Source organism: Parendozoicomonas callyspongiae (assembly GCF_023502345.1).
Classification (GTDB): domain Bacteria; phylum Pseudomonadota; class Gammaproteobacteria; order Pseudomonadales; family Endozoicomonadaceae; genus Sansalvadorimonas; species Sansalvadorimonas callyspongiae.
Genome location: NZ_JAMFLX010000028.1, coordinates 1 through 13,546, shown reverse-complemented (window position 1 = coordinate 13,546; position 13,546 = coordinate 1). Strand labels below are relative to the sequence as shown.

Below are 13,546 nucleotides of genomic sequence, written 5' to 3'. Positions count from 1 at the left end.
CCTCGTTACAGAAACTCTCGAAAGCGCTGAGTTCGATGTTTAATTGAGAACGCCCCCTAAAGTTTTCGGGTCAGTTAACTGACCCGAATCGTCTCGTTTTCTAGGCAGGAAGCAGTTTACGCAGACCCGGATCTTCCAGAATATGCGCAAGCTGTGAGGTGTAAGTAACAAACTTCACTTCACGTCCCTGGTAACGTACCGGACCATGAGGAACAGAAGGTCCGACTTCACAGGGCTCAAGATGGAATGAGCGAGCCAGGCGGGCACCATCACTGGTTGCACACAAACCACCAATATGGCTGACATTGTCGTAATGACGCCCCAGGTAGCTGACCACTTCCAGAATCAAACGCCCTGCCGCAATACGGCTGGCACCGTACAATGAAGAGACGTAGAGACTGTGTGGCTCATGGGGAGACACAATATCATCAAGTGACAGAGAGGCGATCTCTTTCTGGGCATGGATCAGCTGCCAGAACACCTCATCCTTAACCGGCAAAGCCACGACATGACCAAAATAGTGGCCATATTTGCGACATACCATAGTGAGGCGATTGCACTTGCCCAGCCAACCTCCCAGACGTTCCCGTTCAACCGGTACGGCACTCTTGGAAATGGAACGGTCATATTCCAGAATCATTTCCAGAAAGGAACGATCTTCCTCTGTATTATTCAGCGACTGAATACTGTAGCTACGTCCATCACGTTCAGGGAACGTTCCGATCTTACTGCCCAGTTTCGGGGAGTTCAGGTAGTGACGGATCAGGTATTCCATAGACTGATCAGGAGTCAGCACCTGCGAACGGCTGGAGCGGAATGGGAAGATTTTCTCGACGTCATCGTGGAAATAGGCAATAACCTGGCGCTGACGTTCACCCGTAGGTTCTGTCGTCGCCCGTTCCCAGCGGCTGATTGTTACCGAGTCAATTCCCGCGAGAACCGGTGAATAACACGATAAAGCCATTGCCAGCCGATCCTGTGTGAGACCGGCTTCCTTGCGCCGCTTTTTCAGATAGGATCCGAAATTTTCAAGCATGCGTGGTGCCTTTACTTTTTGACCATTACCCTGGTCATATCATGTTCATTTCGGGCTGCAATTAACGGCAGCCATCGGCATCCTTCCAGAAATAAACAACGTGTATCCCACCTTCGGGATGCCTGATCAGGAAAGTTCCGACACATGAATCATAAAACTAGGCACAGAAGAAAATATTGCTTTATGCCAACAAATGCCTTGTTTAATCGATAAAAGCCCAACATTTTTGTAAGGATTTCTCATAATACATATAGAGAAGCCGTATTTTTTTCGGTAAATCCACACAAAATAGATATTTGCTTACGAAATCAAAGGGTTTCTGGAAAGCGGACTTCTGCATGCAGAAATTAAATCAAATGGAAGGCTTGTTCACGGGAAAAATGAAGCTCTTACAATAAGTGAGTTCGGCGTTTTTCCAACTTCTTTTTTTGTACGTTTTTGATAACAGCTGAAGTTCCCCAGTAGCGAATAAACGCAGCTGGGTAATCAGCTTTAATTTTGGAAACAGTGAGAAGCTGGAAAAATCCTTTGCCTTAATAGTTTTTCAACTTGGCTTCATCCCAAAGAGCATCCAGCTCTTCCAGCGTGCATTTATTAATATCTCTGCCCTGAGCTTTCACTGCACGTTCGATATAAGAAAAGCGATTGCGAAATTTCTGGTTGCAACCCCGGACAGACTGCTCGGCATCAACATCCAGATGGCGGGCAAGATTAGTAGCCGCAAAGAGGAAATCTCCAACCTCGGCAGCGATTTCTTCCTGCTCACCTTTATCTAAAGCCTCTTCAATCTCATCAAGCTCTTCACGAAGTTTGGCAAGAACCGGACGAACATCCGGCCAGTCAAAATTCACTTTGGCAGCCTTGTCCTGAAGCTTCTGGGCAATCATCAATGCCGGAAGATTATTGGGCACAGCATCAAGCAAAGAATCCTGTACCGGCTTGGCCGCTTTCTCTTCCGCTTTCTCTTCTGCTTTAATGGCCTGCCACTTTATCCTGACTTCCTCGGGTGTTAAATCAGGAGACTCTTTCAGTTGCAGGTCCGCCAGAGAGGCATTGGGAAAAACATGAGGGTGGCGGCGCAAAAGCTTGGTTACGATGGCATTGACCACATCAGAAAAATCAAAAGACTTCTCTTCCTCCGCCATGCGGGCGTGGAAAACCACCTGCAGCAGCAGATCACCCAACTCTTCGCAGAGATGGTCGATATCATTACGCTCTATGGCATCAACAACTTCGTAGGCTTCTTCAAGGGTGTATGGGGCAATGGTTTTGAATGTCTGCTCAATATCCCACGGACACCCCGCCTGCGGATCACGCAGGCGGGCCATCACATTCAAAAGATCAGAGATTGAGTAACCATCCTGTTCCGGTTTTCTATTCTGCACATCAGGCCTTTTCTTTCACCAGGGAAGCGCGGTCGCGATGTGCATCCAGAACATTGGGAAGCTGGTTAAGCTTGGCCAAAACAACCCCCAGTATTTCCAGACCGGATATCTCCATAATCAGAGAGATATTGGCAATATTATCTGACCGGGTATGGGTTCTCATATCGGTCACATTTACCTTCTCGTTGGCCACCACCATGGTGATATCCCGCAGCAGACCGGCACGATCATAAGCTTCAATAACCACCTTGACCGGGTAGGTTGACTCGGGTTCATGATCAACTCCCCAGTTCACTTCTATCACCCGATCCGGCTCCTGCTCCCGCAGTTGCAGGGCATTTGTACAGTCAGCCCTGTGAACAGAAACACCACGGCCTAAAGTAATGTAGCCAACAATGGGATCGCCTGGTACAGGGTTACAGCACTTGGCCATATGAGTCAGCAAATCACCTACACCCTGGACTGTGATATCACTGTCACTCTTGGGCTTGGTGGCCTGGCGCGGACGGAACTCAAAAGTGGCCGGCTCCTGATGCTCAGGCTCAACCATACGCTGGGCAGCATGAACAACCTGCAGAGTACGAAGATCGCCTGAACCAACCTTGGCAAACAGCTCATCGTCATCCTGCAGCTTCATACTTTCTGCAAGCTTGTCGAACTTGATGCCGTCAATGCCCATGCGCTTGAGTTCAGCTTCCACCATGCCACGACCGGCAGAGATATTGGAATCCCGATCCTGACGCCGAAACCAGCTGACAATCTTGGCCCGCGCCCGGCTGGTAGAAACATAGCCAAGGGATGGGTTCAGCCAGTCACGGCTGGGAGAAGCATTAGACGCTGTCAGAATTTCCAGCTGATCACCGGTTTTTAATGGGGTATTCAGCGGAACAATACGACCACTGACTTTTGCACCACGACACTTGCTGCCAACTTCAGTATGAACACGGTAGGCGAAGTCAACCGGTGTCGCACCCACCGGCAGGTCGACAACGTGACCATCTTTGGTGAAGACATAGACCCGGTCCGGCTCCACATCGAGATGCCACTGGTCAGCCAGTCCTTCCATGCCCTGGCCAATTTCTTCCTGCCAGTCGAGAACCTGACGCAGCCAGTTCAATTTTTCTTCATAACTATCGCTTTCACTCTTGGTGTCGGTGCCCTTGTATTTCCAGTGAGCACACACACCCAGCTCCGCCTCTTCATGCATGGCATGGGTACGGATCTGCACTTCCAGGGTTTTCCCCCGTGGTCCAACAACCGCAGTATGAAGAGACTGATAACCGTTCTCTTTGGGTGTAGCGATATAATCATCGAACTCTTTGGGAATATGGTTCCACAGGGCATGAACAATACCCAGCGCGGCATAGCACTCCCGCACCTCATCCACATAGATCCGCATGGCGCGAATATCATAGAGTTCTTTGAATTCCACACCCTTGCGCTTCATCTTGCGCCAGATGCTGTAGATATGCTTTACCCGACCACTGACTTCTGCATGAATACCCTGTTCTGCCAGGGCTTCACGGATACTGTCCATGGTGGTCTGGATATAATTTTCCCGATCAACCCGTTTCTCATCCAGAAGGCGGGCAATCTTTTTGTAGTCCTGAGGTTTCAGGTAGCGGAACGCAAGGTCTTCCAGCTCCCACTTGATATAACCGATACCAAGACGGTGAGCCAGAGGGGCATATATTTCGAAAACCTCACGGGCAACCCGCTGACGGCGCTCACGGTCAGCATGTTTAACAGCACGAATGGCACAGGTCCGCTCAGCCAGCTTGATCAATGCCACCCGCACATCATCAACAATGGAGACCAGCATCTTACGGACTTTTTCCAGCTGATCCTGCTGCTGGCCCAGCACCTGGGTGCGGGCCGGGTTCTGGATGGCACTGATAACAGCCATTCCCTGGACACCCTGAATCAGCTGGGCCACTTCTGCGCCAAAGTGCTCCCTGACAGTTTCCAGACTAACTCTGTCTTCCCGCACAACACGGTAGAGGACAGCGGCAACCAGTGAAGCCTGATCCAGTTTCAGTTCGGCCAGGATATCGGCCATCTGCAGACCAATGGGAAGCAGTCCCTGCTGTTCAGACCAGACGGAGTTCTCCCCCGGAGCATCTGCGGCAGTACGCGCAAGCTCGCAGGCCTCCATCACCACTCGCTCATCCTTCAGGGAGACATAGGTTTTCAGCTTCTCCAGCCAGGATGGAATGTCGATGGAGCCATCCGGAGCAACCGGGTGATCTTCACGTACCTTAACCATTGGAATCTATTCTCAACCTCTTTATTCATCAGGTTTCCAGTCCTCAGAAACCTGGTACTTCTACCTCTTGAGCGGTAACACCTGTTACCGGACGAATAACCCGATGCTCTCGACATGGGTTGTCTGGGGGAACATATCCATCACCCCGAAACGGGACAGATGAAAACCCTGCTCTTTCAGGAAACTGGCATCCCGGGCCAGAGTTGCGGGATTACAGGATACATAGAGTATCTTTTTCGGGAGATGTTTCACCAGCCGCTGGAGAATTTCCAGCGCACCGGTCCTCGGCGGATCAAGCAGCAGGGCATCAGCCTTGTCTGCCACCCATGGACGGTTACCGGGTTCTGCAGCCAGATCAGCCTGGTAAAACTCAACGTTATTCAGATTATTCAGGCGGGCGTTATGATGGCCACGCTCAACCAGGGCATCCACGCCCTCTACACCCACAGCCACACGGCACTTCTGCGCCAGCGGCAAAGTGAAGTTCCCAAGTCCACAGAACAGATCAAGCACCCTATCATTTCTGCCAGGGGCTAGCCACTCCATCGCCCGGGAAACCATCTGCTGGTTTATATGGGGATTCACCTGGGTAAAATCTACCGGTAAATACTCCAGTTTTAATTTCTGCTCAGCAAGATCATATCGTAAATGATCACAGTCATCGGGTGAATGGATGCAGACTAAAGAATCCGGGGAATCAAGCTGAAGATAAAGGTGGATGCCCTTTTCCTGCGCCAGCTCCATCCAGGCTTCACGATCCTGCTCATGAAGGGCTTCCGGAGTACGCAGCAGTATGCCATGCCCGTTTTCTGCATAGGCCAGTTCAATATGGGATACCGCGCGTTTCTTTTTGCTGTTTTCCAGCCGCTCTCTTAAAACCGGGATCAGTTCTGCCAGTTCCGGATGCAAAACCGGACAGGTGCCAACCGGAACAATATCTTTGCTGCCGGAAGCACGGAATCCCATGCGTAACTCACCATTCCACCAGCGCACCGCAAGACGTGCACGGGAACGATATCCCCACTCGGGGCTCAGCAGAGGATCAACAACCTGCTCGGGTTTAAGATCAGCAAAACGCTGCAACTGGTTCAGGACAATATCCTGCTTGAAAGCAATCAGGCTTTCACTGCTGATATGCTGCATATTGCAGCCGCCGCACTGCTGATACCATGGGCAAGGAGGCTCAACCCGATCAGCGGAAGGCTCCAGAATTTTGGCAACAGCACCATCAAGTCGCTTGGTGGTCTGGCGAGTGACGCGTACTTTTACCCGATCACCGGGAAGAGCATCTTCCACCATCACAACTCGCCCGCGATCACGGGCAATGCCCCGGCCATCATGGGTCAATGAATCAATGGTGACTTCCAGTGGCCCCTGGTTACGGGAAATTCTGGAAGGACGGGAGGGATTGGTGCGTTTGAACGACATGCAGGTGTACAGCGTGAAAAACTCAGTATTGTATAGCTTCTACCCCATACTGTAATCCACTAATACGTTGGAAAATCAATTTAGGGGGTGTTCACAATTAAACGTCAAACTCAGCGATGTTTGATTGTGCCCCCCCTAATCTGCAGATACCTGCTGCCAGGATTTCGGGGGGACTGATGGCAGACTAAAAGGCAGACGGGAAACCAGCTGATAAATATCCCGCCCCGGCTTCACTCCACGCATGAAGACATGGCTGTGGGCCAGTTTTCTAACAGATCGTCTGGAAGGCGGATTGATATAAATATGATATTCAAAGTGACCGCTTTCGAAGACTTCCGGCAATTTCTTTCTTAACAGTTCTTTGGTTCCGGTAAGCAGTTTATTTCGGTTCCAGTCAGGTTTATTGCTGAACGCCACCAAGTGAACAATATCGGTTTCCAGCCAGAACGGAAACGTTGTTATCGCCAGACGATATTCTTGCGGGCAGCCATTAGTCACACATTTCTGAGCCTGTTCTGCCGTCAGCCCAAAAATCCCCATCAGGGCAGTCACCTCAGGGGAGAACCCCAGATCACGATGAGTTTTGAGATGATTGCGGTAATAATTCAACTGCTCTGGAGTGCGGCGGGGAGTGAATTCAGGAGATATCAGCTCCTGCCAGGAAATCGGATTTGAGTAGGCCTGTCCGTAGGAAGAAAGCAAAATCGTAACCAGAATCCATTGGTATATCCTGCTGATATTGATCGACTGCATTCACGATTTTCTTAGCTGAAGCAAACAGGACTATAGCCCAACAAACTGGCCTGGGAGATTTGGTTATAACTCAGCTGCCCGTAACAAACTACTCGATTCCAAATACCCCTGTAGAGAGATAACGATCACCACGATCACAGATAATGGTGACGATGGTGGCATTGCTCACCTTTGAAGAAACGCGCAATGCAGCAGATACAGCACCACCTGATGAAACGCCACAGAAGATCCCCTCTTCCCGTGCCAGCCTCCGCACTGTTGTTTCTGCTTCCTCCTGGGAAATATCCAGAACCCGGTCCACCCTTCTGGAATCAAAAATGGCTGGCATATAGGCTTCTGGCCAGCGACGTATACCAGGTATCTGTGCACCATCGGCCGGTTGCAGACCGATAATTTCAATATCCGGATTCTGCTGCTTTAGATAAGACGAGGTTCCCATAATGGTTCCGGTAGTCCCCATGGCACTGACAAAATGAGTGACCTCGCCATCAGTCTGCTGCCAGATTTCAGGGCCTGTGGTTTCAGCATGAGCCAGAGGATTATCAGAGTTACCAAACTGATCCAGAACCGTCCCTTCTCCTTTGGACTGCATAGCCAAAGCCAGATCCCGGGCACCTTCCATACCTTCCTTCTGACTGACGGTAATCAGCTCAGCACCATACGCGGTCATGGCGGCTTTTCTTTCAGCGCTCATATGATCCGGCATAATCAGCTTTATCCTGTAGCCTTTTATAGCGGCCACCATGGCCAGAGCGATTCCGGTATTACCACTGGTTGCTTCTATCAGTGTTGCGCCGGGTTTGATAACCCCTTTTCTCTCAGCTTCGCTGATCATGGAAAGAGCAGCCCTGTCTTTCACCGAACCGGCGGGGTTCTGCCCTTCCAGCTTCAGCAGAATGGTATTATTGCGGTCGTTCGCTCCCATTCGCTGCAGGCGAATCAAAGGCGTTCCACCAACAAGGGCGTCTATGGTCGGATACTTCACGTGAAATCCACTCGTTGTTCTTCTTTCCCGATACTCCTTTCATACTACCGGTTTTATAGACAACACCAGTAGACTTCTTCACCATAACCATAGATAGAAAAATAATAAGGCCGGGAGCACCGACCATGGACACAATTTTCAATGGGCTGAAGCGCCATATCATTAAAATGGGGCTGGTTCCGGTTCTGATTCTTACTGTCAGCTTTGGCACTCTTGGCACCCTGCTGGCCATTAACCAGATCAATAACAACTTTATTCGCCAGGTCGAGGCTGATTCATGGCAGATTGCCATCCATGCCGAATCGGTTCTTAACAATGAGACAGCTGAGCAGATCAATGATATTGCCCGACTTTCTTTGAAGCAGCGAGCTTTGGAACAGAGAGCTTTGAAACAGCGAGGACTAAACAGCCTGCGCATCAGTGACCGTGATGGTCATGCACTGATTCAGGTTGGACCGCCAATCAATACCGATAACTATTACCCAACACCAGCTCCGAAAACCCGCCCTCTGCTCCTGAAATCCAGAAACACTTTACTAACCACCACTCCTATCAATGTCGAACCCGGCTACTGGCTGGAACTGGAATACACCCGCGAGAGTGTTCTTCTGGAGCAATACCAGTGGATTCTACTGGGGGTGGTGATTTCACTGATCACTCTGTCAATCGCCATTATTTTTCATATTCGTCTGGCTAACAGCATTGCTTATCCACTGTCGCGTATCACCATGGGTATACGACAGATCAAGGCAAATAATCTGGATGTTCGTCTGATTCCTGAACAGAAGTCAGTTATGAAAGCCCTGACCCATAATATCAATATGCTGCTGGCCAAGGTCCAGAACAGCCACAGGGAAATGCAGGAGGAAGTCGAGCAGACCTCTAAAGAGTTACAGGAGAATATGGAAACTCTGGAGCTGCAGAATGCCGAGCTGGACCTTTCACGCAAAGTCGCACTGGAAGCCAGTCGTACCAAGTCAGAGTTTCTGGCCAATATGAGCCATGAGATGCGCACACCTCTGAACAGCATTTCCGGCTATACCAGTCTGCTGCAAAGATCAGAGCTGGATGATATCCAGAAAGAGCATCTGCGTACGCTCTCAACAGCGGCCAACGCCCTGCAGTCCATCATTGCCGATATTCTTGATTTCGCCAAACTGGAAGCGGGCAAACTGGTACTGGAAGAAGCACCGATGGATCTGCGCACAGTTGTCGATGAGGTACTGGCAATGAACAGCCCGGCCGCCGACAGCAAAAACCTGGAACTGGCTGCACTTTGTTATCCCGATACGCCATTGAACCTTATTGGCGATGCCAACCGCTTGAAGCAAATTATTTCCAACCTGCTTTCCAATGCCATCAAATTCACCAATGAAGGTTCTGTGATTGTACGGGTTATGTGCGAAACCCTGCTGGATTCCTATGCCACCCTGCGTATCAGTGTTGAGGATACCGGCATTGGTATTTCAAGGAATAATGCCAAGAAACTGTTCCAGGCTTTTTCACAGGTTGATTCCTCCCGCAACCGCAACAGCACCGGCACCGGGCTTGGTCTGGTTATCTGTAAAAACCTGGTAGAACAGATGCATGGCTCTATTGAGTTTGACAGCCAGCCAGACCAGGGATCACGTTTCTGGTTTACCTTCCGGGCACCGCTGGACCGGCACGCGGTTCACTCTCCTCAATTGCTACCCATTCCACCCAAGGCTTATCTACTGGAACCCGGCCGCTGGAATCGGGTTTCAGCCTCACAGCTGTTACAGGAAAGTGGTTTTGCCGTGGAGGATGTTCATAACATCGAAGAACTCTCCGAAAGGTTAAATGGTTCCGAGGAGCCAACATTTATCGTCATCGGTCATGACCGGGAATGTATTTCAGAAGTACAGATTCGTGAAGCCCTGCAATGCAGCCCCAAGGGCAGCCGTTTCCTGATTCTGTCCAGCACTGCGGATATCAGCAACCTGAATCATCTGCGTCGCAGCAAAGTTGCTATTCTGCCTCGTCCCTTATCCCAGGTACGCACCAAGGAAATACTGGAACGACTTTACTCTCCCCAAAAAGATCATGAGACAGTAGCCCATAATGGAAGTCATCTTGAGCCCTGCAGCTCACTGCGCGTTCTGGCAGTAGATGACAACGAGCCCAACTTGAAGCTTCTGGCAACCATGCTGAGGGATATAGGCATTACTGTTGATACCGCCTTCTCCGGCAGAGAAGCATTGGAGCTTATCAAGCAAGATGAGTACAGCCTGGTATTTATGGATATCCAGATGCCAGAAATGGATGGTCTGGAAGTCACCCGCCGCATTAGAAAGAACGAGGGCAAGAAGCAACATTTACCCATTATCGCTCTCACCGCCCACGCCCTGGCAGATGAAAAGCAGCAACTGCTGGCTGCCGGGATGGATGACTACCTGACCAAACCCATCAGCGATCAGCAGCTGCGCCATGTTATTTCTATCTGGAGTCATTCCCGGCCTCTCCCCCCCAAAAAGCCAGCCATGGTTGCTCAAACACCCACAGCAGGAGGTTATGGCCCGGTTGATAAAGATGAGGGAGTCAGACTGGCCGGAGGCAGAGAGGAACTGGCCGATGAGCTGCTGGATATGCTGCTGAAAGACCTTGAGCAAAATGCCCAGGAACTGCAAACCCTGCATCATCAGCAGCAATACATGCACCTTCTTGAAGCGGTTCATAAGCTTCATGGCGCTGCCCGCTACTGCGGTGTTCCCCATCTGCGAAAGTCCTGCCGGGAGCTAGAGGTACTGCTGAAACAGGCTGAAAACCTGGATAGTCTTGAAGAAGCCTTCGATGAACTGCTGGGCGAGATTAATCGCCTTCTGGTTTGGCAGGAACGGTTTAACTTTGACAAGCTTGCCTGAGCGGAAGAAAAAAAGAAAAGAGCGCAGTGTGCAAGCTGCGCCCTGGTAATAAGAACTTGTGCTTTAGTGCATCAGGCTGAACAGCCGGTTTCTGAAACGGCGCACCAGAGGATCAGCACCCAGCTGGTTAAACAGTCGCAGCATCAGCAGGCGGGCACCATCTTCCCGGAAGGCTCGGTCCTTGCGGACAATCTCCAGCAGGTTTTCAAAGGCGCCTTCCATTTCATCAGACAGCACCTGGTGAATTGCCATCTGGTAACGCGCTTCATGATCGTCCGGATGAGCCTCCAGCTGGGTTGTCACCTGTGCGCGAGGGGCAATATCCTGGGCCATATCCAGAAACGCCAGCTTGGCCTTAGGCTGTTCGGCACCGGGCAGATCATCCGGCAACGCTTCGATCACCTGGCGGGCATTATCAATCTGCCCCAGTTGCAGCAGAAGATTGGCCTGCAGAAGTTGCAGCTCACCGTTATTGGGCTCTTCCACCAAAATCTGTTGCAGAAGCTGCAGAGCCTGCTCCGCCTGTCCGTCTGCCACCAGCTGCTCAATCTGCTGCTGGATACGGTCTGCCGGGCTCATGGTTACTTCATCCAGAAGAGCGCGCAGATCCGCTTCCTTCTGCAAACCCACCATCACATTCACAACCTGACCACCATGAACCAGCACCAGAGCCGGAATACTGCGCACCTGCAGCTGCATCATCAGGTCCTGGGCCAGACGCTGGACACGGGGATCGGGGTCTTCCGCATTCAGCTTGGCCAGACGGAACTTGCCCTGGTACTCCTCCAGCAACTTCATCAGGATTGGCAACTGTGCCTTGCAGGGCTGACACCACTCAGCCCAGATATCCAGAAGAACCGGTGTTTCCTTTGAGACTTCTGTCACGACCTGCTGCAGATTATCTGCCGTGATCTCAGTTATCAGGCCTGCGATATTTGGCTGTTCAGTAATCGACAAAACGGAACTCCTGACCGTGAATATCCATAATCGGGGAATTGTACTTGAAAGTGGGGGTTGGCGGGAATTTCTCGTTTCGCGGCCGGCCGAAATGTGGATCATATTCGAAACCAAGCCTTACATGGTTATTCAGCTTGGGCCTGTTCGTATATCTCTCATAGCTCACAGAAGGAAGCAGTGGCAGTATGCCTGCAGCTTTTCGGGATATTTCAGGGAACTATTGCTCAATTACAGGTCATTGCCAGCAGCGACCCTGGAAGAATTAATCTAACCAGATTGTATTATTTCTTAGCAATCTTTCACTTCGTATATACAGACTGTTCACTGAGAAAATGCAGTATATGAGAACACTTGAAGACTTCTTATCAACACTAAACAGCTTTGATGGCAGCGATACCATTTACAATCCTTACAAGGATAAAAGTATTCTCAATAACTTAAGGGTATACCTTGAGTTTATGGATAAACACGCTGGTAAAAGGGTTTTACTGGTTGGCGAAGCCCCAGGATACAAAGGCTGTCGTATCACAGGCATACCATTCACAAGTAGCTATCAACTAACAAACTCAGAGAACCCGAATATTTGCCGCTTTAAAGACAAACTTGTTTTTTCAAAAACCGAGTCAGAAAACACCGCAAAAATTGTCTGGGATTTCTTAAGTCATGAACGGTCAATTCCTCTATTTTGGAACTCCTTCCCTTTCCACCCACACCTAAAAGGAAAGAGCAATTCAAACAGAGCTCCAACGTCAAAAGAAATTGAATTTGGCGTCACCATTCTAAGAAAGTTAAAAGATATCTATGAGCCGGAAGTCATAGCCAGCATTGGCCGAAAAGGTGAAACCGCTATAAAGAAAGCCTTTCCAGATATTCAAGTGCAATACATAAGACATCCATCCTATGGCGGTAAAAGAGACTTTCTCCAGGGCATGAGTAATATCATGTGATCAGGGATTTATACCATTGAGCCCGGATAACTTCGGTACCTAAACGACCGATGTTAAACTTGATCACGCCTTTGATATCTCAGCACATCAACCCTAAAGAGCTTCACCATAGAGTACGCTTAATGGCTAAAGTATTTTCCACCGTAGTTTTTTGCAGCTTTCTCCTTGCTGGATGTAGCACCAATGAGCCAGCCCCTAATACAGAACTCAAAGTAGGAGCTGATAGAGATGCTCACGGGTGCATCGGTTCAGCAGGCTACTCCTGGTGTCAACGAACCAACCAGTGCGAACGTCCCTGGGAGCTTGCCGAGCAGGAAAGTTTAGATAATACCTCAGAGGCATTCTCACAGTTCTGTAACCAATAAACGGCTCCAGGCCGCACCTTCCCAGCAGATAGAGCATTACAAATGAAGCAATCCATCGTACACATCGCTTTAGTCGTTCGTGACCATGATGAGGCTATTGATTTCTACGTGAACAAGCTGAAGTTTGAGCTGATTGAAGATACCTACCAGCCTGAACAAGATAAGCGCTGGGTGGTCGTCTCCCCACCAGGCACCTCTGGTACAACTCTGTTATTGGCAAAAGCATCTAAACCAGAGCAGCATGACTTTATTGGCAACCAGTCCGGCGGCAGGGTCTTTCTATTCCTTAATACAGATGACTTTTGGAGAGACTACGACCGTATGGTCTCTGAAGGCATTCATTTTGTCAGAGATCCAAAAACTGAGGAGTACGGGACTGTCGCTGTCTTTAAAGATTTATATGGCAACCTTTGGGACTTACTGCAGCTGAACCCTGAGCATCCCATATCACAAAGACAAACATAAGAACAAAACCGAGGCAGCTTTCAACCGTAACCCTGCATACGATACACTTGCCGAGCATTGCCTACTTGATTTACCAA

Annotated in this window: 10 protein-coding genes; 3 read left to right on the top strand and 7 right to left on the bottom strand. The window is 49.9% G+C overall.

What is annotated here, in order from left to right; genetic code table 11:
• Positions 1 to 100 precede the first annotated feature (100 nt).
• The 6 genes from M3P05_RS16835 to cysM form a co-directional block, all read right to left on the bottom strand.
• Positions 101 to 1,036, bottom strand: a complete 936-nt coding sequence (locus M3P05_RS16835; protein WP_249701213.1) for a helix-turn-helix transcriptional regulator — start codon at positions 1,034 to 1,036, stop codon at positions 101 to 103.
• A gap of 533 nt (positions 1,037 to 1,569) precedes the next feature.
• Complete coding sequence (gene mazG / locus M3P05_RS16830; RefSeq protein WP_249701212.1) at positions 1,570 to 2,421, bottom strand: nucleoside triphosphate pyrophosphohydrolase; 852 nt, start codon at positions 2,419 to 2,421, stop codon at positions 1,570 to 1,572.
• A gap of 1 nt (position 2,422) precedes the next feature.
• A complete protein-coding gene (gene relA / locus M3P05_RS16825) occupies positions 2,423 to 4,687 on the bottom strand; it encodes a GTP diphosphokinase (protein WP_249701210.1) in 2,265 nt (754 codons plus the stop codon).
• 84 nt (positions 4,688 to 4,771) lie between these two features.
• Entirely contained in the window at positions 4,772 to 6,115 is a 1,344-nt protein-coding gene (gene rlmD / locus M3P05_RS16820; protein ID WP_249701209.1) for a 23S rRNA (uracil(1939)-C(5))-methyltransferase RlmD, read from the bottom strand.
• A gap of 135 nt (positions 6,116 to 6,250) precedes the next feature.
• Entirely contained in the window at positions 6,251 to 6,868 is a 618-nt protein-coding gene (locus M3P05_RS16815; RefSeq protein WP_249701208.1) for a DUF3605 domain-containing protein, read from the bottom strand.
• A gap of 88 nt (positions 6,869 to 6,956) precedes the next feature.
• Positions 6,957 to 7,853 (bottom strand): cysteine synthase CysM, encoded by an 897-nt coding sequence (gene cysM / locus M3P05_RS16810; RefSeq protein WP_249701207.1) that lies wholly within the window; start codon positions 7,851 to 7,853, stop codon positions 6,957 to 6,959.
• Positions 7,854 to 7,978: 125 nt separating this feature from the next.
• On the opposite strand from cysM, the gene M3P05_RS16805 reads away from it, so the two are divergent.
• Positions 7,979 to 10,735: a response regulator gene (locus tag M3P05_RS16805; protein ID WP_249701206.1), complete on the top strand. Its 2,757-nt coding sequence runs from the start codon at positions 7,979 to 7,981 to the stop codon at positions 10,733 to 10,735.
• A gap of 63 nt (positions 10,736 to 10,798) precedes the next feature.
• On the opposite strand, the gene M3P05_RS16800 is transcribed toward M3P05_RS16805, so the two are convergent.
• Complete coding sequence (locus M3P05_RS16800; protein WP_249701205.1) at positions 10,799 to 11,692, bottom strand: tetratricopeptide repeat protein; 894 nt, start codon at positions 11,690 to 11,692, stop codon at positions 10,799 to 10,801.
• Between the two features lie 341 nt (positions 11,693 to 12,033).
• Here M3P05_RS16800 and M3P05_RS16795 point away from each other — a divergent pair, with 341 nt between their 5' ends.
• Entirely contained in the window at positions 12,034 to 12,639 is a 606-nt protein-coding gene (locus M3P05_RS16795; protein WP_249701204.1) for a uracil-DNA glycosylase family protein, read from the top strand.
• 407 nt (positions 12,640 to 13,046) lie between these two features.
• Entirely contained in the window at positions 13,047 to 13,469 is a 423-nt protein-coding gene (locus M3P05_RS16790) for a VOC family protein (RefSeq protein ID WP_249701203.1), read from the top strand.
• Positions 13,470 to 13,546 lie beyond the last annotated feature (77 nt).

What these genes read in the sequence shown, in the direction of transcription:
- M3P05_RS16835 (WP_249701213.1), bottom strand. Translation starts at nt 1,036, where the DNA reads ATGCTTGAAAATTTCGGATCCTATCTGAAAAAGCGGCGCAAGGAAGCC.
- relA (WP_249701210.1), bottom strand. Translation starts at nt 4,687, where the DNA reads ATGGTTAAGGTACGTGAAGATCACCCGGTTGCTCCGGATGGCTCCATC.
- rlmD (WP_249701209.1), bottom strand. Translation starts at nt 6,115, where the DNA reads ATGTCGTTCAAACGCACCAATCCCTCCCGTCCTTCCAGAATTTCCCGT.
- M3P05_RS16815 (WP_249701208.1), bottom strand. Translation starts at nt 6,868, where the DNA reads ATGCAGTCGATCAATATCAGCAGGATATACCAATGGATTCTGGTTACG.
- M3P05_RS16805 (WP_249701206.1), top strand. Translation starts at nt 7,979, where the DNA reads ATGGACACAATTTTCAATGGGCTGAAGCGCCATATCATTAAAATGGGG.
- M3P05_RS16795 (WP_249701204.1), top strand. Translation starts at nt 12,034, where the DNA reads ATGAGAACACTTGAAGACTTCTTATCAACACTAAACAGCTTTGATGGC.
- M3P05_RS16790 (WP_249701203.1), top strand. Translation starts at nt 13,047, where the DNA reads ATGAAGCAATCCATCGTACACATCGCTTTAGTCGTTCGTGACCATGAT.